Below are 22,949 nucleotides of genomic sequence, written 5' to 3'. Positions count from 1 at the left end.
CCTCTGGATGCGGAGTCAAGTGAGGCAGTCGGAGGGATCGCCTCGGCGTAGGGCCGGGTCGTCCTGCGGGAAGGTCCGCGCGACGCCCGGCCCACTGGACCGCGTCTCGAACCGGACGGTCACCCGCCCGTGCCCGGCGCCCTGTACCCACCCGCTTCCGTACTCGTCGTGCACCACGTCGTTCCCGGGCCGCCAGGTCGAGGAGACGACGACCTCCGGCGCGGGCGCCCGCTCGACCACGGGCACATCGGACGCCGGGACGGAAAGCGTGAACAGCGGATCCTGATGCGGCACCGAAAGCCCGGAGAACGCGACCCCGGCCAGCCGCACCCCGCCGAACTCGGTCGGGTCGATCAGCAGCCGCTCCGCCATCGAGGCGAGCTGGTCGAATTCGTCGGTGGCCGAAACCATCGTCTCCGAACGCGTCACCGTACTGAAGTCGGTGTGCCGGAGTTTCACCACCACCGTCCGCGCGACCCTGTCGGCGTTGACGAGCCGTTTGTGCGCGTGGACGGCGAGGTCGCGGACCTCGCGCCGCAGGCTCGCCAGGTCGATCAGGTCCCGGTCGAAGGTCGTCTCCGCGCTGACCTGTTTGAGCTCCGCGCGGTCGGACACCGGCCGGTCGTCGACGCCGGTCGCGAGACGCCGCAGGTCCCGGCCGACCACACTGCCCAAAGTGGACACCGCGTCGGCGTCGGAAAGCGCGGTCAGCTGGCCCAGCGTCCGGACGCCGATCGCGCGCAGTTTCCCCTCCGCCACCGGGCCGATCCCCCACAGCACCCTGGTCGGCAGCGGCGCGAGGAAATCGCGTTCGGTGCCCTGGTCGACGACGAGCAGCCCGTCCGGTTTCGCCAGATCCGACGCGACCTTCGCGACCTGCTTCCCCGACGCCGCCCCGATCGACGCCACCAGGCCGATCTCGGACCGGATGTGCTCCCGCAGGCGGGTACCGAACTCCCGCACCTGGTCCGACGAGGCCCCGGCCAGCGACGGCGGTTCCGCGAAGGCCTCGTCGAGCGAGATCCGTTCCAGCACGGGCGCGTACCCGGCGACGAGGTCGAACACCTGGGTGCTCAGCAGTTCGTACAGTTTGAACCGAGGCGGCAGGATGACCCCGTTGGGCGGCAGCAACCGCCGGGCCTGCGACATCGGCATCGCCGATTTGATCCCGTGTTCGCGCGCCTGGTAGCTCGCCCCCGCGACCACGCCGCGCGGGCCCGCGCCGCCCACCAGTACCGGACGGTGGGCCAAGGTCGGCCGGGTCAGCTGTTCACAGGAGGCGTAGAACGCGTCCATGTCGAGGTGGATGACCCACCGGTCATGCCCGCCCATCGCCCGGCACCTCGAGAAGACGGTGCAGGGCCTTCGTGTACTCCTCGAACGCGGCCCGGCCCCGTGTGGTCAGCTCGACCAGCGTCACCGGCGTGCGATGCTCGAAGGCCTTGGTGATCTCGACGTAGCCGGCGTCCTCGAGTTTGCGCAGGTGTGTCGACAAGTTGCCCGGCGTCATGTCCAGCAGCTGCTGCAGCCGCGGGAAAGTGATGCGGTCCCCCGGCACCAGGCTCGACAGCGCCACGGTGACCCGCAGCCGTGCCTGCGCGTGGATCACCGGATCGAGCTGGGGCAGCCCGTCTTCGCTCATCGCGAACGCACCAGGAACACCAGTGACGCCACCAGGAAGCCGCCGCCGCCCGCGAGGCTCAGGACGAGGAAGTTGTGCGGTCCCCCGGCCAGCACGCTCGCCGCGCCGCACGCGATGATCCACACGCCGAGGCCGTACTGCAGCTTGCTCTGCCACAGCATCCCGCCGGCGAGGTACATCAGGCCGGTCAGCATGAGCGAGGTCCCGGACCACAGCAACGGGATCAGGTCGACGTCGAGGCCGAGGCGGATCAGCGCGGTGTTCACCACCGTCAGCCCGCCGAACGCGATCATCCAGCTCCAGCCGTACATCGCCCCGACGAGCCGGGACGGCCCGCGCACGCCGCGGCCCGCGCGGATGCCGTAGATCGCCGAGTACGCCATGGCCCCGGCGAAACCGGCGATGGTGATCGCCGCGGCGACCCACATCGGCGTCAGGGCGGTGGGCGGCGCGGAAACGTAGATGAGCCCGAAACCGAACAGCCACACCAGTCCCCAGACGGCGAGCAGCACGGCCGGATTCGGCCCGATCTCGCGCCGGGTCTTCTCCGACTGACTGGCGATGAGCGCGAGCGACTCCTCGGGCGTCATCGGCCTGGCGTCGTCGTCGTGCTCATCCTCCACCACCTCGGAAAGCTAACACGCGCTCACAGTCTGGCCGTGTCGAGCCGGAACCGCGCCATCACCACGAGCGCGGGCACCACCAGCCACGCCGCGAGCACTCCGGCGGCGGTCAGCATGCCCGAGCCGCCGAGCACCGGCGCGCGGCCGATCTCGCCGAGCCAGTACGTCGGCATGAGGTGCCCGGCGGTGTTCATCCAGCCGGGCAGGATCTGCAGCGGGATCCACAGCCCGCCGAACATGCCCAGCGGCAGCATCAGCGCGCCGGTCACGGCCTGGACGGTGTCGCCCTTGCCGAACAGGCCGATCATCAGGCCCAGCACCGCGAAGGGCAGCGCTCCGAGCCACAGCGCGCCGAAGATCGTCAGCCACTGGCCGGTTTCGAGCCGGATTCCGCGGATCATCCCGGCCGCGAAGATCACCAGCAGCACGGGCAGCGCGACGAACAAGCCCGCCGACACCTTGACCATCAGATAGCCCGGCGCTCGCATCGGCGTGAGTCGCAGAGTGCGCTGCCAGCCGTCGGAGCGTTCGGTGGCGACGCGGGTGCCGGTGAACAGCGCGGCGGTCATGGCGCCGTACGCGGCCATGTTCACCATGGTCACCGTCGCGGTCGAGATCCCCGGAGCGATCTCTTGGGCGCCGAAGATGCCGCCGAACAACAGGAACATCGCCAGGGGCATGCCGATGGTGAACAGCGCGAACTGCGGGCTGCGGACGATGCGCCTGATCTCCAGCGCGAGGTAGTTCAGGTTCATCTCGAGGCTCCCTCTTCGACGTCGGCCGTCAGCGCGATGAAGGCTTCTTCCAGTCCCACGGCGGTGATTTCGATGTTCGCGGCGAGCGGGAACTCGCGCAGCAGACCGCGGATGGCGGCGTCGGAATCGGCGCAGCTCAGCTCCGCGTGCCCGGCCCGCAGCACCGCGCGCGAAACCCCGGGTAACGCGGCGAGCGCGGCTTCGGTGTCTCGGGTGGCATTCGGGACGACGGCCCGCAGCACCCGGCCCGCGACCGCGGCCCGGACCTCGCCGACCGGCCCGTCCGCGACGACCCCGCCGTGCCGCATCAGCACGACGCGATCCGCATAGTCCTCCGCCTCGGCGAGGTAATGCGTCGCGAAGAGGACCGTCCGGCCAGTCTCGGTGTACTCGCGCATCGACGCCCAGAACCGGCGCCGTCCGTCGACGTCCATGGCCGCCGTCGGCTCGTCGAGCACCAGCAGATCCGGATCGCCGACCAGCGCGAGCGCGAACCGCACCCGCTGCTGCTCGCCACCGGAGAGCTTCCCGCAGCGGCGGTTCGCGTACTCGGTGACGCCGGCGCGCTTGAGCACCTCGCGGGTCGGCAGCGGGTCCCGGTGCAGCGAGGCGAACAGGCCGACGAGTTCGGCGACCGTGGCGTCCCTGAGCAGCGTCCCGTTCTGCGCCATCGCGCCGACCATCCCCCGGTCCATCGCCTCGGCCGCGCTGAGCCCGGCGACCCGCACCTGACCCGCGTCCGGCCTGGTCAGGCCCAGCAGCATGTCGATCGTGGTGGACTTGCCCGCACCGTTCGGCCCGAGCAGCGCCACCACCTCCCCCGGTGCGACCCGCACGCTGACGTCGTCGACGGCCAGGACGTCACCGAAGCGCTTCACGAGCCCTTCGAGGCTGAACGCGTCCGCCATGACTTTCCCCCTTCGAGCACTCTGAACTACAAAGCTCACTTCCACTTTGTAACACAAAGTCCCCTGTCATGGAAACCCCAGAACGCCGTGAAGGCCTCCTTCCCGACTCCATCCATGCCCCCGCCGCCGCCCTCAACGGACGCGCTGCGCGCGCAGCCTGGATTCAAGGTAGGGAAGGAGGCCTTCACGGACTTCTGACTAGGCGGGCACCCGGGAGAGTGCGGCGCCGGAGGTGGCCGGGGGTACCGGAGGTGGTACCGGGAGCGGCAGCGGCGCGCATTCGACGTCGGCCGTCCGCCCTGGCTTGCGGTCCGGCAGGGCCCCGGTCGCCAGGTAGTCGGCGATCCGGTTGTCGACGCACGCGTTGCCGCGCGGGGTGATCGCGTGGCTCGTTCCGCCCGGTTCGCCGATCAGGCGAGCACCGGGGAACCGGCTACGCACTTCGAGGCTGCCTTCGTACGGCGTCGCCGCGTCGAGCGTCTCGCCGATCATCAGCACACTCGGCACCTTCTTGCCGTCGACCTTGACCGGCTTGCCCGGCTTCGCGGGCCAGTACAGGCAAGGCCCGTTGTACCAGGCGTTCTGCCAGGTGAAGTACGGCGCCTTCTGGTAGGTCCGCCAGTTGTCGTGCTTCCACTGCTGCCAGCTCTGCGGCCACTTCACATCGGTGCACTGGACGGCGAGGTAGACGGCGTAGCTGTTGTCGTCGCCGCGACCGCCGAAGGTCTCGAACAGCCCCTTCATCGTCTGCCAGTCACTCTTGTTGACGAACTTCGCGAGCGCGTCGCCGAGCAGCGTCCAGCGCAACTGGTAGTACGAAGCCTGGTTGAAGACGTCGAGGAACTCGTCCGGCCCGATGTAGCCGCCCGCCGGGACCGCGCGCAGCTTCTTCAGTTGCTCGTCGAAGACCTGCTTCACCGCGGCCTGGGTCTTGCCGAGGTGGTAGACGTCGTCGTGCGACGCGACCCAGCCGAACCAGATGTTGAGGTTGACGTCGTAGGCGAGGTCCTGGTTCAGGTTGGCCTGGTACCAGACGTTGCGGGGGTCCACAGTGGAATCGAGGACCATCCGCCGGACGTGCTGCGGGAACAGCGTCCCGTAGACCTGGCCGAGGTAGGTGCCGTAGGAGTAGCCGTAGAAGTTCAGCTGCTCCGCGCCGAGCGCCTTGCGGATACTGTCCATGTCCTGGACCGTGTCGGTCGTCTTGATGTTCTCCAGCAGCGCGCGGCTGTTCTTCTCCGCGCACGCGTCGGCGTAGGACTTCGAGCGCTGCAGCCAGGTCTTCTCCAGCTTCCTCGTCGTCGGCACGTATTCCGGCCGGTTGTAGTCCATGTAGTTCGGGATGCACGAGAGCGCGGGCTTGCTGGAGCCGACGCCGCGCGGGTCGAAGCCGACCCAGTCGTAGGCGTCGCCGGCGTGGTTCGGCACGCGCGGTCCGCGGGTCGCGAGCAGCAGCCCGGAACCACCGGGGCCGCCCGGGTTGGTGAGCATGACGCCCTGGTACTGCGCGTCGGACGTCTTGTGCTTGACGCGGCTGAGCGCGAGCTGGATCTTCTCGCCGCGCGGCCGCGAGTAGTCCAGCGGGACCGACAGGTAGCCGCACTCGGCACCGGCGGTGATCAACGCCGGGTCGGTGCACGCCCCCCAGGTGATGGTCTCGGCGGGCAGTGCCGCTTCGGCCGCACCGGCGGGCACGGTCACCGCGACCGAGGCGAGCGTGGCGACGGCCAGCGCGGTGAGGAGAACACGTCTCAAGGTTTTTCCCTTTCCCTCCACAGGTGAAAGCCCCGAAACCCTATCCACGTCCATGACCTGCGAAAGCCTTCCGGCGAAGGTCCCTACCAACGGCGGGTCCCGATCGTGGCAAACCGGGCAGCCGGTTAATCGGTTGGGAGGACCCGCGGGGCGCGTTAGGATCCCGATCATGATCTATTACGTTCGTCTGCGCACCGCCTGAGACGGCGTGACCGCAGGGCCGCCCGCGACCGGGAGGCCCCTTTTTCTGCGCGCCGTCTGACGTCCCTTCACGATCCGGACAGGACCCCATGCAGAACCAGCACATAGCCATGATCGGCTGCACCGCGCCGAGTCACATCTACCCTTCGCTGGCCGTCATCCGCGAGCTGGTCGCTCGCGGGCACCGGGTCAGTTACGTCGTGGGCGAGCCGCTCACCGGGCTGATCGAACCGACCGGGGCCGAGGTCGTCCCGCACCCCTCGATCCTCCCGCTCGGCGATCAGTCGGCGTGGCCGGAAGACCCGGCGTCGCAGATGCGGGTCTTCCTCGACGAGGGCATCCAGGCGATGCCGGTGCTGACCGATTTCTACGACGAGAACCGCCCCGACCTGCTGCTGTACGACATCGGCGGGCTCCCGGCGCCTCTTCTGGCCAGGCGCTACGGCGTTCCGGCGGTGCAGCTTTCCCCGACGTATGTCGCTTGGGAAGGCTACGAAGAGGACATGGCGGAGATCCTGACCTCGGTCCGGTCGTCACCGACCGGCAAGGACTACTTCGCCACCTTCACCCGGTGGCTGAACGAGAACGGGATCGAGGCCGACGCCTGGGACTGGATCTCCCATCCGGAGCAGGTGCTCGCGCTGCTGCCGAGGGCGATGCAGCCCAACGTCGAGCGGGTGCCCTCGTCGGTCCGGTTCGTCGGCCCGGCGCTGGACCCGGACCGCCTCGCCGACCGGAGCTGGACCCCGCCTTCGAGCGGCAAGAAGGTCCTGCTGATGTCGCTCGGCACGGCGTTCACCGACCAGCTCGACCTGTTCCGCGCGTGCGTGGACGGGTTCCGCGACTCGGACTGGCACGTGGTGATCTCGATCGGCCAGACCGACCCTGCCGAACTCGGGCCGCTGCCCGCGCACATCGAGGTCCTTCCGTTCGTCCCGCAGCTCGCGGTGCTGGAGGCCGCGTCGGCGTTCATCACGCACGCCGGTATGGGCGGCAGCACGGAATCGCTGTGGTACGGCGTGCCGACCGTCGCGATCCCGCTGGCCACCGACGGTTTCGGCAACGCGGCGAAACTCGCGGAACTGGGCGTCGGTGAGGAACTCGCGGCCTCCGACGTGACGGCTTCGACGCTGCGGGCCGCTGTCGAACGGGTCGCCGGGTCGCCCTCGGTCGCTTCGCGTCTCGCCGAGGTTCAGGCCGAGACGCGGGGGAACGGCGGGATCGACCGGGCGGCGGACGCCGTGGAGTCCTTCCTCGCTTAGTCCCTCGCTGATGCTATGAAAGGTCCTTTCCTTGCAAAATTTGCAAGGAAAGGACCTTTCATAGCACGCGCGTCAGGTGCCCCGGATCTCGTTCAGGTAGTTGTAGATCGTGTACCGCGTGACGTCGAGTTCCCCGGCGAGGTGGTCCACCGAGTCCTTGATGAGGAAGAACCCGGCCTCGTCCAGTTCCCGGACCACGGCCGCCTTGTGCCGCTTCTTCATCAGGTCCACCGGGACCCCGGCCTTCGTCACCGCGCGCCCGACGAGGAACCGTTGCAGGCTGTCGACGTCCGGCGGGAACGTCTCGGGTTCGTGCCCGTTGGCCTTCGGCGCGCCGTCGGTCAGCCGGTTGACGCACAGACAGCCGATCGCGACCCCGTCGGCATCCCGCAGGAACAGTGTCGACGAGCGGATCGCGCGCCCGTCGGGTCCGTGGGTCTCGTAGTTCGTCAGGTCCTGGGTGGTCCCGCGACGGACCAGGCCCAGCAGCAGATCCGTCATCGGCCCGCCGACCGTCCGGCCGGTGAGGTCACCCGCGATGGCGACGATCGAGTCCGGCAGCCTGCTCAGATCGTGCAGCAGGACTTCGTTGCCCGGCCCCAGCATCGCCGCGAGCGCGTGCACCGCCGGGACGAGCGCCGTGAGCAAATCCCCCGAGACCGCCGACGCGACGACAGGCGCCTCGAAGACGCGAGCAGGTTTCGTCAGGCGCACCAACGCCGAGCGCACCAGTTCCGCCGTGCTCGCCGGGGTCGACGCGTGCGGGGACAGCCGGACGTGTTCCGGCCGCGCGGTCGCGGCGATCCCGGCGTCCGCCAGCGCGTTCCCCACCTGTTCGGCGGCGTGCCCCGGCAGGGTGAAGGCGAAGATCCCGGCCCGGCGCTCGACGGCCGAGATCACCTCTCCTCCCAGGGATTTCACGACTTCTTCGAGTTCGCCGACGCGTTCGGCGATCCGTCCGGCGATGGCCGCGACGCCCGCCTCCTCGACCAGTTCCAGTGCGGCCGCGAACGCGCCCGAGGTGATCGGGCTCAGGTTCGAGATCGACCACGCGGCCGCGGTGTCGTCGGCCGGATGGATCTCGTCGTCGAACAATCCCGGGTCGCGGGCGCCGGTCCAGCCGGACAGGATCGGTTCCATCCGCTCCAGCGCACGGTCGGACAGGACGGCGAAACCGGTGCCCCAGCCTGCCCGCAGCCACTTCTGACCGCCGACGACGAGCACGTCGGCGACCTCCCACGGCGCCTCGGTCACGCCGAAGCCCTGGATCCCGTCGACGACGAGCAGCCGGTCCCCGGTCACTTCCCGGATCGCCGCCAGATCGGCGCGATACCCGGTGCGGAAATCGACCGCGCTCACACTGACCAGCGACGTCTCCGGCGTCAGCGCCGCTTTGACCGCGTCCGCCGTGACGTTCCCGAGCGGCAGCCGCCGCACGGTCAGCCGTCCCGCCTGTTCCGCCCGCGCCCACGGGTAGGTGTTGGCCGGGAACTCCGCGGCCGACACCAGCGCCTCACCGCCGGGAGCGTTGAACGCGGCCTGGAACAGCCCGAGACTGGTGTGCGGCAGCAGCACCGTGTGGTCGGTGTCGCTGCCGGAAAGCCGCGCGGCGGCGGCCTTGGCCCTGGTCTCCTGCCGCATCAAATCGTCCACAGTGGACGGACCGGCCTTGGTCGAGGCGTCGAGCAGGCTCGCCGTCGTGTCGAGCACTGCGTGCGACGGCGGGCCGAACCGGGCGAAGTCGAGGTACCCGGCCGGTTCGCCGAACTGCAGCAGGTACCGCGGGGAGATCCGCGTCATGCGAGGACCCGGGCCAGGAACTGCTTGGTCCGCTCGTGCTTCGGGGCGCTCAGGATCTCCCCCGGCGGCCCGGTCTCGACGACCGCGCCGTCGGCCATGAACACCACCTCGTCCGCGGCCTCGGCCGCGAACCCCATCTCGTGCGTCACCACGACCATCGTCATCCCCTCCGCGGCCAACGTACCCATCACCGCCAGCACCTCGCCCACGAGTTCCGGGTCGAGCGCCGACGTCGGCTCGTCGAACAGCATCAGCTTCGGTTTCATCGCGAGCGACCGGGCGATCGCGACCCGCTGCTGCTGCCCGCCCGAAAGCTGTGCCGGATAGGCGTCGGCCCGATGCGCGAGGCCGACCCTGTCCAGCAGTTCGAGCGCTTGGATACGCGCTTCCTCGGAGTTCAGCCCGAGCACCCGCACCGGGCCTTCGACGACGTTCTGCAACGCCGTCCGGTGGCCGAACAGGTTGAACCGCTGGAACACCATGCCGATGTCGCGCCGCTGCCGGGCGACCTCGCGTTCCTTCAGTTCGTACAGTTTGCCGTTGCGCAGCCGGAAGCCGATCGGCTCGCCGTCGACCCAGACCTGACCGGCGTCGATGGTCTCCAGATGGTTGACGCACCGCAGGAACGTGCTCTTCCCCGCCCCGGACGGACCGAGCAGGCAGACCACCTGTCCTTTGTGGACTTCGAGGTCGATGCCGCTCAGCACCTCGGTGTGACCGTAGCTCTTGCGGACGCCGACGGCCTTCAACAGTGCCTCAGCCACGTTCACTCCTCACCAGCGGCGCCGTGCGCAAAGCCTTGGCGGCACGAGAGAACGGACTTCGCGACCGGTCTTCGGAATCGAAGGCGCGCTCCAGATAGTGCTGCCCGAACCCGGCGACGGTCACCACGACCATGTACCAGGCCGCGGCCGCCAGCAGCGTCTCCATCACCAGCAGGTTGTTGGACGAGATGTTGTTGGCGGCGTGGATCAGTTCGGTCACGCCGATCACCGAAGCCATCGACGTCCCCTTGAGCATGTTGATGAAGTCGTTGCCGGTCGGCGGGATGATCACCCGCATCGCCTGCGGCAGCACCACCCGGCGCAGCGTCGCGCCCGGCGACATGCCGATCGACTTCGCCGCCTCGGTCTGTCCGCTGTCGACGCTGTTCAGCCCGGCGCGGACGATCTCCGCCATGTACGCGCTTTCGTTGAGCGCCAAGCCGAGCAGCGCGGCGGTGAACGCGGTGATCAGCACGTTGGTCTGCTCGTGCAGCAGGTACCCGCCGAACGGCAGCGGGATCGAGATGAACTCGAAGACCAGTGCCAGGTTGTACCAGATCAGGATCTGCAACAGCACCGGAAGCCCGCGGAACAGCCAGATGTAGCCCGCCGCGAACCAGCGCGCCACCGGATTCGCCGAGCGGCGCATCAGCGCGATCACGATCCCGATGACGATCGCCGAACCCTGCGCGATCACCGCGAGCAGCACGGTGTTGAGCAGGCCGACGGCCATCACGCGGTACCACAGGAACTCCGGGACCGAGTCCCACTGGATCTGGGCGTTCCCGAGCGCGATCCCGAGCAGGATCAGCAGCACCAGGATGACGACGCCGCTGACCCAGCGGCCCCAGTGTTTCAGCCGGACGATCGGCAGCGGCTCGATTGTCGACCGATCAGCTTCCTCCATTGAGCTTCGCCTCCTTGACCGCGCCCTGCTCGACGCCCCAAGCCTGGAGGATCTTGCCGTAGCCGCCGTCGGCGATCAGGGACTGCAACGCCTTCTGGAGCGACTCGGCGAGCGGCTTGTTCTCCTTGTTGACGCCGATCCCGTACGGCCCGCCGTTGATCGGCTCACCCGGGACGACCTCGAAGAACTTGCCCTCGCCCGCGGTGCGGGAGATGTAGACCGCGCTGGGCAGGTCGTTGAGGATGGCGGCGACCCGGCCGGTGCGGAGCTGGTTCTGATTCTGGGTGTCGCTGTCGGTCGCGGTCACGGTCAGCGCGGGCTTGCCCGCCTGCGTGCATTTGCCGTTCTGCTCTTCGGCGAACTTCTGGTGACTCGTGCCCTGTACGACCGCGACGTTCTTGCCGCACAAAGTGTCCGCGCCGGCGATCTGGTCGGGATTCCCCTTGCGGACCATGATCGTGATGCCGGAGGAGAAGTAGTCGACGAAATCGATCTGCGCCTGGCGGGCCTTGGTGTCGTTCATCGCGGCCATCGTGAGGTCGACGCGGCCGGACTGGAGACTCGTGATCAGCGAGCCGAACGCCATGTCCTGGTGGTGCACGGTGACGCCCAGCTTCTTGCCGAGGGCCTTGGCGAGGTCGACCTCGTAGCCGATCGGGGTCTTGCCGTCGGCGGCGTAGAAGTTGTTGGGCGCGGACTGCAGGTTCGAGGCCAGGTGCAGCATCCCGGCCTGCGCGTACTTCGCGGGCAGCGTGCCGGCGACGGCGGCGTCCTTCTGGACGGCCTCGATCAGCGCGGTCGTGTCCGGGATCGCGGACGGCGCCCCCGGTGCCGCGGGTTCCTGGCCGCCGGCCCCGTCGGGACCGCCTCCGCAGGCCGCGGTGAGGAGCGCGGCCAGGCCGGTGAGTACGGCCAAGCGCCAGGTTCGGGTCAGGGTGTGCGGCGTCGACGGCATGACGGGACCTCCACGGTGCCTTGGGTGGTCGCCGACGCTACAACTGGCTGTTGAAGAGGTCAACTGCCAGTTGAATTCTTGTCCGGTGGATGTCATGAAAGGGTCGTTCAGGACAGGTTTCGTCCCGAACGACCCTTTCATGACACTTCAATGACCGGCTGCCGCCAGGTCAGACCGCGATGTAGTTCCCCGAGAGGATGAGCAGGACCTGCACGGTGATGCCGGTGCCGTAGTAGTCCGTGGCGTTCGGCGTCCAGGTGGTGACGCGGGTCCACAGCTTGTCCAGCCAGGCCTGACTGCCCGGATCGTTCATCGCCGCGATGGCGAACGACGCGGTGAAGCAGGGGTGCTGACCCGACTCACCCGAAATCTTGGAGCCCGACAGCGTGTAGCCGGTGGTGATCTTGGCCGGATCGCCCCCGGTCGTCTGCTGGATCCAGGTGTTCATCTTCCGCACCTGGCCCTGCGCCGGGCTGCCCGACACGGTGACGCCGTCGACGCCGAGGCGCCACGGGTCACGGCAGGCGTTGTAGCTGTACTTGTCGTCCTTGCCTTCGAGGAAGTCCGCCGGGGCGGGCTTCGGCGTGGAGTTGGTGTTGACGACGAAGTCCGGGATCAGCCCGGTCTTCGGCGCGTACTGCTGCTGGAGCTGGGTGACGGCCTGCTCCTGCCGGGTACGGACCTGCCCCCAGAAGGAGTCGCCGGTGACCTTCTCGAACGCGCGGAGGTGACCCGGCATCCAGTCCGACGATCGCGAGCTGTTGATGTACTTGCCCTCGTCGGCCCAGTCCGCGAGCCGCATGAACTTGGTGCTGGAGTTGACCTCGCTGCGCTTGATCGCCTTGATGATCCGCAGCGCCTCGGACTTGTAGTTCACCGAACCGGAGCTGCCCCAGACCTTGTCGGCGATGAGCAGGCCGTAGGCGATCTCGAGGTCGCCGTCGGTCGCCGAGTCGACGCCGTTGACGCTCTTGCAGCTCGCGTCCTGCTCGGCGGCGTGGAGATCCTTGTCGATCGACGAGGGGTGCGCCTTCACGAACTTCAGGATGCCGTCGAAGATGGTGCGGGCCTGCGAGTCCTTGTCGCCCATCATCGCGGCGATGGTCATGCCGTAACCCTGACCCTCGGCCACGAAGGCGTGGTCGGCGTCCGGCGCCTTGACCGCGTAAGTGCCTGTCCCGCACTTGGTGGTCAGGAAGTTCTTCTTCCAGAAGTCATAGTACTTGGCGAGCGCCGCGTCCTGCGTCGCCTGCGAAACCGACGGGCGCAGAACGCCCGGCAGGTAAGGGGTTCCTTGAGCGGTGGCCGCGATGGCGGGGGCGGTCGTGGCGACCAGCCCGGCGGTCAGCGCGGCCGCGGCCAGCACTGTCCGAACGGTCTTTCTCATGGCTCCTCCGGAAACGTCGTTGGTGGCGGCGGCGCGTTTCGAGAGTGACAGCCGGATCGGACAAAAACAAGAGAGTTAAGAAAGTTTCCTTACTATTACCTCAAATGACGCTTCCGTGAACGGTGCCCTAGCGTTGCCGTCATGAAGATCGCTCTGAGCGCGCGCGGCGAGGCATTCCGGGACTTCTGGACCGAGCGACACCTCGCCACCCTGACCACCGTCCGCCCCGACGGGACCCCGCATGTCGTCGCGGTCGGGGTCACGGTGGACTTCGAAGCCGGGATCGCCCGCGTGATCACGTTCCGTTCGTCCAAGAAGGCCCGCATGATCAAGGAAGCGGGCGAAAAGGGCATTCCGGTCGCCGCTTGCCAGATCGACGGGCCCCAGTGGTCCACTTTGGAGGGACGTGCGGTGCTGCGCGAAGACCCGGAATCGGTACAGGACGCCGAAAACCGCTACGCCGCGCGCTACCGGCAGCCCAAGCCGAACCCGGAACGCGTGGTCATCGAGATCACCGTGACCCGGGTTCTCGGCAACGCCTAGGTCCCCTACAGCTCAAGCCACGAACAGGCTGAGCAGTCCTTCCACCGAACGCACGATCACCCTCGCGGCGGCGCGTTCGGCGTGCGCGGCGTCGGGCCGTTCCGCCTCGTGCCGCCACCGGACGAGCGCGTTTTCGGCGCCCGCGTGGATCTCGGCCGGGTCCGCGTCGGGTTCGAGGCCGAGCCGCTCGGTGGGCGCGAGTCCCTGCGCGCCGAGCAACCGCGCGGCCTCCTCGGCGACCTCCCCGGACAGCGCCGTGCGGCCGCCGCGGATGCCGGCGATGAGCCGCAGTTCCCGGAAGTCGTGCGCGGCCGCGGCGAACCGCTCCACCCGGGCGGCCAGCCGGTCGCCGTGCGGGAGCGGTTCGGCGGCGAGCAGTCCTTCCAGCCGCAGCACCGCTGTGCGCGCCTTCAGCGCTTCGGCCCTGGCGACGAAACAACCGGCGAGCGTGTCCCGCAGGTCGCCGAGGCCGCTGCGGTGCACCAGTTCCGCTGAAAGTTTCAACCTGCTCTCGCAGCCGGTGCGGATCAGGGTGATCGCCAGCCGGACGCCATAGAGCCCGAACCGCGAAACCAGATGTTTCCTCGACTCCGGCGAGACACCCACCGGGAACGGGTCGTCCACGAAGGAATCCACGGACAGGAGGTGGCGCTCCAGCTCCGGGCGGGAGACCGAAGCCAGCGCGCGCAGCACCTCGAACTCGTCGTCCCGCAGCGCGCGTCCCGCGTACCCCAGTTGCCCGGCCACCGCGATGACTCCCTGGAACCTCGCGCAATCCGGGTCTTCGCGCCAAGCCCGCCGCGCCAGCTGCTTCGCGGTGAGCAAGGCGTCGATCCGGCCGGCGCCGACCTCGTCGGCCCGGCCGAGGACCAGCACCGAGTTCATCGCGGTCTGCCGCGCGAACGCCGAACCGCCCACCTGCCGGGTACCGGCCAGCTCGTCGGGTTCGAGATGACGGACCAGCCGCACCGTCGCGTCGACGTGCTCGGCGGGCGCCGGGGTGTCGAACAGATCGATCTCACGCAGTGCCCGCGTCGGCCATTCCGACAGCGCGGAGACCAAAGTGGACTTCCCGGTCCCCGGCGTGCCGACGAACCCGACCCGCAACGGTTCTTCCAGCCGTTCCAGGCATTCCCGCAGCATCGCGATCGCGTGCGGGCGATCCCGGTAGTGCGCCGCGGCCTCGTTCAGCAGCTCCTGGGCATCGAGGGCGGTCACGCGGAGAGCTCCCGGCGCGGCGCGGCGCCGCTGCCGAGCGCGCCTGCCTTCCGGTGCAGGGCGGCGAGCCGGTCGATCTCCTTCTTGACCCGCTGGGTGCGCCGGTCCCGTTCGGCGGATCCGGCGATGATCAGTTCCCGCTGGCGGGTCAGCGCTTCGGCGAGTTCGTCCGACAGCGCGACGAAATGATCGCGCAGGCGCCGCTGGACCTGACGGATCTCGTCCTTGATCTCCTTGCTGAACCGGATGAACACGTCGTCGACGTGACGCTGCGCCGCGGCCTTCGCCAAGGCCTGGCGCCGCTGCAGCCGCATCCCGCCTTCGTCGCGCACGCTCTTGGTGGCGAACGCTACACCGGCGCCGAGGGACACCGGGTTGATCAGCGGCAACCCGGCGAGACTGGTGACCAGGCCGAACATCAGCACCCCGCCGTAGGAACCGCGCAGTCCGGTGAAGAGCTTCTGCCCGATCTTGAACCGCTCGATCTTGGGGGTGCCGACCTCGGGGATCGACTCCACCCCGGATCCGGTCAGCGGCAGCTCCGGGGCCTGGCCGAAACGCGGCCCGAAGCTCGTGGCGACCGCGTGCGCGATCCAGGTAGACCGGTCGGACACCCAGTTGTAGTTCGTCTCGACGGCCTCGGCGAGGTTCTCTTCCAGCCAGGTCTGGAAATCCGGCCAGATCTGCACCGGGTCGCCTTCGTCGAAGGTGCGGTCGATATGCCGCACGATCACCCGGGTCCGCTCGCGCAGGTCGTATTCGGCGTCGGAGACCAGATCGGTGATCTCGTCCGACAACATGTTCTGCCAGCGGACGTTCTGCCGCCGAAGTTCCTCGGTGCGCCGCTGTGCCTGGTGCAGCAGCGTGACCTGGTCGATCCCGTTGTCCTGCGAGACGGAGTCGAGCCGCGTCTGCAGCGTCTCGACCAGCTCGACCGCTGCCGCGCGGACGCTCACCGCGGCGGCGAGCGCCCGGGTGCGTTCGAGCGGGCGCGCGGCCTGTTCTCCCACCCAGTTCAGGAGTTCCGGGAAACCGGACCGTCCGTTGAGGCCGGCGTCACCGGCCTTCGCGGCGGCCTGCCGCACCGTCGCGGACACGGGGAAGACGTCGGCGACGACACCGGTCTCCGACAGCGCGGCGCGGTTGCGGGCGGCGAGTTCCCGCCAGTCCGGGCTGACGTCGATCTTGGTCAGCGCCAGTACCAGTGCCGGGCACCAGGTCCGGATGTGCCGCGCCAGCGCGAGTTCGGCGGGCTGGAGTTCCTGCGTCGCGTCGGAGACGAGGATCACCGCATGCGCGTCGGCGAGGACGTCGAGGGTGGCCGCGGTGCGCGGCGATCGGGGATCCCCTATCGCCGGGGTGTCCACCAGCACCAGTCCCGTGCCGAGCAGTTCGCGCGGCAGGCCGACCTCGACCCGGCGCAGTGAACCGGGCGGCCGGACCTCGAGTTCCTTGGCCAGGTCACCGACCGGCACGCTTTCCCTGCCGTGCCCGACCAGGGTGGCGGCGGGATCGGCGGCGTACCCGATCTCCGTGGGGACGGCGGGGGTGCTCGCGTCCCCGACCGCGCAGACCGGGGCGTTCAGCAGCGCGTTGAGCAGGTAACCCTTGCCCTGCTTGGGAAAACCGACCACCGCGATCCGGGTGCCCGGTGCCTGCCGGTCACGTCTGCGCCGGAGGCGTTCGGCCAGGTCGGCGCGACCGTGGGCGGCACAGGCGTCCAAGGTCTCGTTGAGCACGTCGAGCCAGGCTGGGGCTGTCACGGGGATGCAGTGTTCCCTTAACCAAGCGCGGAATCAATGTGGCATGGGCCAACATGCCGCGAGGGCCCCGCGACCTGGTGCGATCGCGGGGCCCGTACACACGGCAAGAGATGAAAGTTATTCAGCTCAGCCGATGTGGATGTCGTTGCCTGAGCCGATGTCGCCCGCGCCGACGTTGATGTCGCCGATGTGGCCGACGTTGTGGCCGATGTTGTTGCCGACCTCGGAGACCACGTCGTGGACGTCGGAGACGCCCGCGTGGTTCGCGACGTTGGCGACCTCGTTGGCCACGTTGCCCGCGACGTTGCCGGTCACGTCGCCGTGGTTGCCCAGGTTGTTGGCGATGTCGCCGTGGTTGCCGAGGTTGTTGGCGACGTCGTGCACCTTGGTGGTGACGTCGGCGACGCCGGTCTGGCCGATGACGCTGGTCAGGTCACCCACGGTCGACAGGAAGTCCGGGGCACCGCCCGCGACACCGTCGACCCGCGGCAGGTCGCTGTTCAGGTCGCCGACGGCCGGGACCGAGTCGACGGCCGGGAGACCGGCGGTGTCCACGGCCGGGACGGCGTGGGACAGGTCGGTCGCGGTGTCGACGGCACCGGTGGCGACGTCACCGGCCTGGGCGACGGAACCGGCGTCGAGGCCACGCGAAAGGTCGTCGGTCAGCCCGAAGCTGCCGACGGTGTTCTGCGCGAGGGCGGTCACACCGGCGGCGGCGTTCGACACGTCGGTCACGTCGGAGACGGCCGGGACGGAGGGCAGGCCCGGGACGTCGACCGGCAGGTCGCCCACGGCGGGCACGGCCGGGACGGCGGGCAGGCCACCCAGCTCCGGCAGGCCCGGCACGGCCGGGACACCCGGGAGACCGGCGCCGGGGAGGCTCGGGACCGCGGGGAGGCCAGGGAGGCCAGGGAGGCCATCGACACCGGGGACGGCGACCGGGAGGCCGGCGGTCAGCGCGGTGAGCTGGTCGATCGCGCCCTGGACGCCGTCGGCGCATTCGCCGTCGGTGCCGTTGACGACGTTCGTGACGCCGCCGAAGCCCGCCAGGTTGTCGGCGGTGGCCGCAGTGGTTCCGGTGAGGTCGGTGGCGGTGTCGACCGGGACGAAGTCGAGAACCAGCGGGACGACCTCGTGCACGTCGGCGGCGTTGATGTCACCGAGGCCGGCGTCGGCCAGGATCTGCTGCGGGTCGTTGGCGAACGCCGCACGGGCGGCGGTGTCGTTCAGCAGGTTCAGCGTGAAGTCGTGCAGGGTCTGGACGGAACCCATGAAAGGACTCTCCTGGGGTCTAGGTCGGTGGGGATGGCCCAGCGGCCGGAGGGCACAGCCGAGCGCAGGTCACCGAAGTTAGTGAGCCGGTGCCTCTGGGCACATCGGGGATTACTCCTGGTCGTCTCTCACTCAGCCAATAGGGGATCGGTATGACATCGTTAGGGCGTTAGGGGCTTAACCGAGACGCATCCCGTTGGGTTTAATGCCAACCCTCACCCGGATGGGTCAAGCCGTTCAGGTGAGTGGCCCTATTTGGTCCTTAGGGGCTGGTCATAGCGAAGGAGGATGCTCGTTGCCCTACGTCCTCGGCATCGATATCGCCTCGACCCGCACCACCGCCGCCACCTGCGTGAATTCCGGCGACGGCTGGGGCATGCCCGAGCCGTCGTGGCTCGGCGCGCGCGGCCCGTCGGCGGCGTCCGCGGTGTTCCTCGACGACGACGGCTACCTGCTCACCGGGGACGCCGCCGTCGAAGCGGGCCGAGCCGCGCCCGCCCGGCTGCTGACCGGGTTCCACGAGCGGGTCGGCGACGACGTCCCCGTGATCGTCGGCGGCGAGCGGTTCCCGGCCGAATCCCTCAGTGCGGTCCTCGTGGACGCCGCGGTGGATCAAGCGGCCGAACGCTTCGGCGAAAAACCGCGGCACATCGTGCTCACGCACCCTGTCGGCTGGGGCTCCTTCCGCCGTGAACTGCTGCGCCGGGCACTGGCCGAAGCCGGATTCCCCCGCGCCGCGCTGGTACCGGCGCCCGTCGCCGCCCTGCACGCCTACCTCGCCCCGCAAGGCGGCGTCACCGCCGGCATCTGCGAATTCGGCCCGGACGGCGCGGTGGTCACGATCGCAGCGGCCGGCGTAAACGGCTGGCAGCCGGTCAAAACGGTGGAAGGCGTCGAGCCCGGCGAGGCGGTCGGCAAGGTCTTCGAACTCGCGCACGGTGCCGGGGTCCCGCCGCAGGCGCTGGCGGGCATCGTGCTCTGCGGTGAGGCACCGCCGGTTTCCGGCCGCACTCCGTGCCCCGTCTTCGCTTCGAGCGACCCGGTATTGACGGTGGCGACCGGGGCGGCCAACATCGCCGCACGACGTGACGTTCCTCAACCCGGCGGCCCGGGATCGAACGCCTTGGCCGCGGTGGAAACCGTGGAAACCACCGTGCTCCCCCGGGTCGACACCCTGGAAGAGCTCACCGAGCGGCCCGAACGACCGCCGGTCGACATCACCCCGTTCCCCTTGCCAGAACGCAGCGGGGCGGCGAAACTGCTCAGCCGGCGCAAGCCTCTCGTCGCCGGAGCCGCCGTCGTGGTGCTGGCCGCCAGCACCCTGCTGCTCACCCTGACCACTCGAGAAGCCACCGCGGACAAGGGTCCCGAAGCCACTCCCGCCACTTCGAGCTCGTGCGCGCCGCCCACCCCCGGCGCCACCCCGTCCAACCCCGAAGGTCGCTGTTGAACGCACTGCTCGACAAGCCCGGCATCATCCATCCGGGTGCCCGACGCCTGCTCGACGAGGTGACCACCGCCCCGGAACTCCCGGTGCGGGTCACCGTCGTCGCCCCCGGCGGGCACGGCAAGACCCATCTGCTCGGCCAGCTCGGACGCCACTACGCGGGTGCCGGGGTCGAGGCACTGCTGATCGATGACGCCGACCAGCTCGGCGACGACGAGATCGCGAAGATCAAGGCGCTGGCGGAAGAAACGACCGCGCCCGTCATCCTGGCCTTCCGGCCGACCGCGCGGACCACCACGCTGCGAGCGCTCGCCGACTCCTTCGGCAGGTCGGTGTCCTTGGGCGCTTTCGGCGTCGACGACGTCCGGCGGCTCGTCGAGCACGCCGGCGGCGACGCGGCCACGGCCGAAGACGTCCACGTCAGAACCGGCGGTGTGCCGGGACTCGTGCTCCGCGCGGTCACCGGTCAGCTCGCGGACTTCCGGGGCGAACTGGAGCAGCTGGACGACGACGTGCACCGCTATCTGATCGCGGCGGAGGCGGGCGCGGGCCGGAATCTCGATCTCCTGGCGGCGCTGCTCAACCGCGATCACGAAGGCCTGCCCGAGGTTTTCGACGGCGCCAGGGCGACTGGGCTCCTCGGCGAGGACGACGTCCTGCTGCCGATCGCCGCCGAAGCCGTCCGCGCCTGGGGATCACCCGGGCGGCGGCTGACCGTGCTGCAGCGACTGCTGGAACTCCAGTTGAGGGACGGTCTTCCGGTCCTGGATCTCGCTCGATCCCTGCTGGGAACGGGAAGTTCGGGCGCGAGCGCGGCGGCCGCCTTCGAAGCGGCCGCACGTGAGGCGATGCCCGACGACACGAAACTCGCGGCGCGGTTCTACGAAGCCGCGTCCGAGGCCGGTGGGCGCGGCGCGGCGCTCACCGTCGGCTGGGCGCACGCCGCGGCGCTGGCCGGGGACCTCGACACCGCGCTCCGGCTCGGCGACGGCCTGCTCGGCAGCGCCGACGATCCTGATGCCGCCGATGCCAGAGCAGCGGGCGCCGAAGTGGCCGCGACCGTGCTGGCGCACCGCGGCGAATTGGCGCACAGCGCGGAGCTGTACCAATGGTCCGGCCGGGCCGGGTCGAAGGCGTTCGCCGCGATCGCCTTGCTGGGCACCGGAAAACTCGAAGCCGCCCGTGGCGTGCTGGAGACCCCCGAGGTCCCGACGCTGTTCGCGGGCGCCGCGTCACGGACGGCACGCGCGATCACCGGATCGGTGTCCGGCTGCGGCGCCGAAACCCTGTCGGCCCTGCTGGGCGCGGCTTCGATGCTGGAATCGGCAGGCGCGCCCGCACCGCTCCCGGACAGCCCTGCCGCCCTCGCGGCGCTGGTAGGCCTGCATTCCGGCGAACTCGCGCTGGCCGAGTCGGTGCTGACCCGCGCGGTAAGCGGGCGGATCGGCGGCGACCTGCTCGCGAAACGGCACCGGCTTCTGCTCGGCTGGGTCGCGATGACCGCGGGTGACCTCAAGACGGCCGCCGCGGCGCTGATGCCTCCGGACGGTCTCGAAGCGCGCGACGAACTCTTCGCCGCCACCCTTCAACTGGGCCTGGCACGACGGGCGAGCGACCTTCCCGGCCTGCAACGCTCCTGGGACCGGGCGTATCAGGCGTCGATGCGGCAGCAGCCTGATCTGTATTCGTTGCTGCCGCTGGGAGAACTCGCGATCGCGGCCGCGCGGGGCGGCGCGGGCGCCAAACTGGCCGGACAGCTGGAGCGAGCGCATGCCGTGCTCGACGCGCTCGGCAACCCTCCACTGTGGACAGCAACGCTGCGCTGGCACGAGCTGCACGCCGCCATCACCGTCGAGGATCACACTTCGGCAGAGGACCATCTGGCCGCACTGAACGCTTTCGCGCCGTGCGGACGCTATCCGGCGGCGCTCGCCGCGGCCGCGGCCGGCTGGCTCGCGGTGCTGACCGGGAGCTTCGATCCCGAAGCGATCACCGCGTCCGCGTCGGAACTGCACGAACTCGGGCTCTGCTGGGACGCGTCCCGGCTGGCCGGGCAGGCGGCGATCCGGACCTCGGACCGGAAGGCGATGGTCCACCTGCTCGAAGCGGCCCGGCAGTTCCAAGGGCGCGCTCTGGAACCTGCCGCAGCCACCGGGTTGGGCACGTTGAGCGAACGGGAACTCGAGGTCGCCCGGCTGGTCGTCGACGGGCTGACGTACAAGCAAGCCGGGAGCAAACTGTTCATCTCGGGAAAGACCGTGGAGCACCACATGGCCCGGATCCGGGGGAAACTCGGCGCCGGGGACCGACGGGAGTTGCTGGCCATGCTGCGGGAACTGCTTCCCGCAGCTGAAGCCTGATCCGCATCCAAGGGTCAGGCTTCAGCCGTGTCCGTCAGGGCCCCGGAATCGACGTGAAGTCGTAGCAGGTCCTCGACCCCTTGACGGAAGGTTTCACAGATCGGTTCGGGGTCGGACAGGCAGCCGGTGGCCATCGCTCCGTCCCGCATCAGGACGAAGCGCCGGGCGGCGAGTTCGGCCGGTGCTTCCCCGAGACGGGCCAGCACGTCAGTGATGGTGCGCGAGAACCATTCGCGGTGGGCGAGGACGGCTTTGTGCACGGGGTGGGCCTGGTCGGGGTACTCCGCCGCGGCGTTGAGGAACGCGCAGCCGCGGAAGCCGGGTGACCGGATGCCCTCCGCGATGCTCTCGGCGATCGCGCGGAGAGTTTCGGACGTCGGCAGCTCCCTGGCCAGGATGGCGTCCACCTGGCCGCGGATGGCCTGGTCGGCCTCCTGCAGGTAGTAGACGATCAGGTCGTCCTTGCCGGGGAAGTGCCGGTACAGGGTCGCCCGGGTCACCTTCGCCTCGACCACGATCCTGTCGATGCCGACGGAGTGGATGCCCTCCGTATAGAAGAGCCGGGTCGCCGTGGAGAGCAGCTTGGACCGTGCTTCTGAGACTTGGCCGCGGGCGGTGGTCATTACCGGCATCTTACGGGATAGAACGTTCGGTCTTGACGCGACCACGTCACACTGCCAGGGTTAGGTAGACCGAACGTTCTCCTCCCTATCTGGGAATCCGGTCTTACCGACACTCAAGGAGTCCTCGTGAGTACCCGCACCGACGCCGCACCGGCCGCCATCGCACCCGCTCTGCGGCGCTTGTACTTCACCCGTTTCGGCTTCGCCCTCGTGTGGGCGGGGCTGCTGTTCACCAGCGCCTCCAAGCTCGGGCCGATCAGTGTCACGCTGCTCGTGCTGTACCCGCTGTTCGACGTCGCCGCCGCCGTCATCGACGTTCGCTCGTCGCAGGACACGAAGCCCGCGCTGGGCCTATACGTGAACATCGCGATCAGCGGAATCGCGGGCATCGGCCTCGCCGTCGCCGCCACCTCTGGCATCCCGGCGGTACTGCGGGTATGGGGAGCCTGGGCGGTCGTGTCGGGCCTCGTCCAACTCGCCGTCGGCATCGGCCGCCGCAAACTGGGCGGCCAGTGGGCGATGATCGCCAGCGGGGCCATCTCTACCGTCGCCGGAACGTCCTTCGTCCTGCAAGCCGCACAGCCGGACGCGTCACTGGCCAACCTGGCCGGCTACGCCGTCCTTGGCGGCGTGTTCTTCCTCGTCTCAGCGCTACGCCTCGGCCGCTCCGCTCGATAACCGGCGATTCGTTCTTGACCTTGACATAGTGACAAGGCCTTCACTGGTGAGCAGGAGGTGATCCCCATCAACACGACACAGAGGAC

20 protein-coding genes are annotated in these 22,949 nt (G+C 69.3%); 5 read left to right on the top strand and 15 right to left on the bottom strand.

The window, feature by feature from the left end:
- Nucleotides 1–15: 15 nt before the first annotated feature.
- The 6 genes from ACFOSH_RS15655 to ACFOSH_RS15630 all read right to left on the bottom strand — a co-directional run bounded on the left by ACFOSH_RS15655 (nucleotide 16) and on the right by ACFOSH_RS15630 (nucleotide 5,683).
- Nucleotides 16–1,332 (bottom strand): DNA polymerase IV, encoded by a 1,317-nt coding sequence (locus tag ACFOSH_RS15655; RefSeq protein WP_378239604.1) that lies wholly within the window; start codon nucleotides 1,330–1,332, stop codon nucleotides 16–18.
- Entirely contained in the window at nucleotides 1,319–1,642 is a 324-nt protein-coding gene (locus ACFOSH_RS15650; protein ID WP_378239603.1) for a transcriptional regulator, read from the bottom strand. The genes ACFOSH_RS15655 and ACFOSH_RS15650 overlap by 14 nt, the downstream gene beginning before the upstream one ends.
- Nucleotides 1,639–2,268 carry a hypothetical protein gene (locus ACFOSH_RS15645; RefSeq protein ID WP_378239602.1) on the bottom strand — a complete coding sequence of 210 codons (630 nt, stop codon included), beginning with the start codon at nucleotides 2,266–2,268 and terminating at the stop codon, nucleotides 1,639–1,641. Before ACFOSH_RS15645 ends, ACFOSH_RS15650 begins: the two co-directional genes overlap by 4 nt.
- 20 nt (nucleotides 2,269–2,288) lie before the next feature.
- Nucleotides 2,289–3,020 (bottom strand): ABC transporter permease, encoded by a 732-nt coding sequence (locus ACFOSH_RS15640; protein WP_378239601.1) that lies wholly within the window; start codon nucleotides 3,018–3,020, stop codon nucleotides 2,289–2,291.
- On the bottom strand, nucleotides 3,017–3,928 hold the full coding sequence (locus tag ACFOSH_RS15635) for an ABC transporter ATP-binding protein (RefSeq protein ID WP_378239600.1): 912 nt from the start codon (nucleotides 3,926–3,928) through the stop codon (nucleotides 3,017–3,019). The genes ACFOSH_RS15640 and ACFOSH_RS15635 overlap by 4 nt, the downstream gene beginning before the upstream one ends.
- Before the next feature lie 198 nt (nucleotides 3,929–4,126).
- Nucleotides 4,127–5,683, bottom strand: a complete 1,557-nt coding sequence (locus tag ACFOSH_RS15630; protein ID WP_378239599.1) for an alpha/beta hydrolase — start codon at nucleotides 5,681–5,683, stop codon at nucleotides 4,127–4,129.
- Nucleotides 5,684–5,973: 290 nt separating this feature from the next.
- Between ACFOSH_RS15630 and ACFOSH_RS15625 the strand changes: the two genes are divergently transcribed.
- Complete coding sequence (locus ACFOSH_RS15625; RefSeq protein WP_378239598.1) at nucleotides 5,974–7,146, top strand: macrolide family glycosyltransferase; 1,173 nt, start codon at nucleotides 5,974–5,976, stop codon at nucleotides 7,144–7,146.
- A 72-nt stretch (nucleotides 7,147–7,218) separates the two neighbouring features.
- On the opposite strand, the gene ACFOSH_RS15620 is transcribed toward ACFOSH_RS15625, so the two are convergent.
- The 5 genes from ACFOSH_RS15620 to ACFOSH_RS15600 form a co-directional block, all read right to left on the bottom strand.
- Nucleotides 7,219–8,946: an aminotransferase class V-fold PLP-dependent enzyme gene (locus tag ACFOSH_RS15620; RefSeq protein WP_378239597.1), complete on the bottom strand. Its 1,728-nt coding sequence runs from the start codon at nucleotides 8,944–8,946 to the stop codon at nucleotides 7,219–7,221.
- Complete coding sequence (locus tag ACFOSH_RS15615) at nucleotides 8,943–9,710, bottom strand: amino acid ABC transporter ATP-binding protein (protein WP_378239596.1); 768 nt, start codon at nucleotides 9,708–9,710, stop codon at nucleotides 8,943–8,945. Before ACFOSH_RS15615 ends, ACFOSH_RS15620 begins: the two co-directional genes overlap by 4 nt.
- Entirely contained in the window at nucleotides 9,703–10,617 is a 915-nt protein-coding gene (locus ACFOSH_RS15610; RefSeq protein ID WP_378239595.1) for an amino acid ABC transporter permease, read from the bottom strand. The genes ACFOSH_RS15615 and ACFOSH_RS15610 overlap by 8 nt, the downstream gene beginning before the upstream one ends.
- A complete protein-coding gene (locus ACFOSH_RS15605) occupies nucleotides 10,604–11,572 on the bottom strand; it encodes an ABC transporter substrate-binding protein (protein ID WP_378239594.1) in 969 nt (322 codons plus the stop codon). The genes ACFOSH_RS15610 and ACFOSH_RS15605 overlap by 14 nt, the downstream gene beginning before the upstream one ends.
- 169 nt (nucleotides 11,573–11,741) lie before the next feature.
- On the bottom strand, nucleotides 11,742–12,959 hold the full coding sequence (locus tag ACFOSH_RS15600; RefSeq protein WP_378239593.1) for a glycosyl hydrolase family 8: 1,218 nt from the start codon (nucleotides 12,957–12,959) through the stop codon (nucleotides 11,742–11,744).
- 141 nt (nucleotides 12,960–13,100) lie between these two features.
- On the opposite strand from ACFOSH_RS15600, the gene ACFOSH_RS15595 reads away from it, so the two are divergent.
- Nucleotides 13,101–13,502: a PPOX class F420-dependent oxidoreductase gene (locus ACFOSH_RS15595; protein ID WP_378239592.1), complete on the top strand. Its 402-nt coding sequence runs from the start codon at nucleotides 13,101–13,103 to the stop codon at nucleotides 13,500–13,502.
- A 12-nt stretch (nucleotides 13,503–13,514) separates the two neighbouring features.
- On the opposite strand, the gene ACFOSH_RS15590 is transcribed toward ACFOSH_RS15595, so the two are convergent.
- The 3 genes from ACFOSH_RS15590 to ACFOSH_RS15580 form a co-directional block, all read right to left on the bottom strand.
- Entirely contained in the window at nucleotides 13,515–14,720 is a 1,206-nt protein-coding gene (locus ACFOSH_RS15590) for a GTPase (RefSeq protein ID WP_378239591.1), read from the bottom strand.
- Nucleotides 14,717–16,483: a dynamin family protein gene (locus ACFOSH_RS15585; protein ID WP_378239590.1), complete on the bottom strand. Its 1,767-nt coding sequence runs from the start codon at nucleotides 16,481–16,483 to the stop codon at nucleotides 14,717–14,719. Before ACFOSH_RS15585 ends, ACFOSH_RS15590 begins: the two co-directional genes overlap by 4 nt.
- A gap of 126 nt (nucleotides 16,484–16,609) precedes the next feature.
- Nucleotides 16,610–17,755, bottom strand: coding sequence for an IniB N-terminal domain-containing protein (locus tag ACFOSH_RS15580; RefSeq protein ID WP_378239589.1), 1,146 nt, complete (start codon nucleotides 17,753–17,755; stop codon nucleotides 16,610–16,612).
- Between the two features lie 295 nt (nucleotides 17,756–18,050).
- On the opposite strand from ACFOSH_RS15580, the gene ACFOSH_RS15575 reads away from it, so the two are divergent.
- Nucleotides 18,051–19,205 (top strand): molecular chaperone DnaK, encoded by a 1,155-nt coding sequence (locus ACFOSH_RS15575; RefSeq protein ID WP_378239588.1) that lies wholly within the window; start codon nucleotides 18,051–18,053, stop codon nucleotides 19,203–19,205.
- The gene (locus ACFOSH_RS15570) at nucleotides 19,202–21,562 is read left to right on the top strand and encodes a helix-turn-helix transcriptional regulator (RefSeq protein WP_378239586.1); all 2,361 of its coding nucleotides are present in this window, start codon (nucleotides 19,202–19,204) and stop codon (nucleotides 21,560–21,562) included. Before ACFOSH_RS15575 ends, ACFOSH_RS15570 begins: the two co-directional genes overlap by 4 nt.
- Before the next feature lie 14 nt (nucleotides 21,563–21,576).
- Here the strand turns inward: ACFOSH_RS15570 and ACFOSH_RS15565 are convergent, their stop codons facing one another.
- The gene (locus ACFOSH_RS15565) at nucleotides 21,577–22,185 is read right to left on the bottom strand and encodes a TetR/AcrR family transcriptional regulator (protein ID WP_378239585.1); all 609 of its coding nucleotides are present in this window, start codon (nucleotides 22,183–22,185) and stop codon (nucleotides 21,577–21,579) included.
- Between the two features lie 126 nt (nucleotides 22,186–22,311).
- Between ACFOSH_RS15565 and ACFOSH_RS15560 the strand changes: the two genes are divergently transcribed.
- A complete protein-coding gene (locus ACFOSH_RS15560; protein WP_378239583.1) occupies nucleotides 22,312–22,863 on the top strand; it encodes a hypothetical protein in 552 nt (183 codons plus the stop codon).
- The last annotated feature ends 86 nt before the right edge of the window (nucleotides 22,864–22,949 follow it).

This window comes from Amycolatopsis speibonae (assembly GCF_042647925.1).
Classification (GTDB): Bacteria; Actinomycetota; Actinomycetes; order Mycobacteriales; family Pseudonocardiaceae; genus Amycolatopsis; species Amycolatopsis speibonae.
The sequence above is the reverse complement of the archived record's forward strand: the minus strand, read 5'-3'. Positions and strand labels throughout refer to the sequence as shown.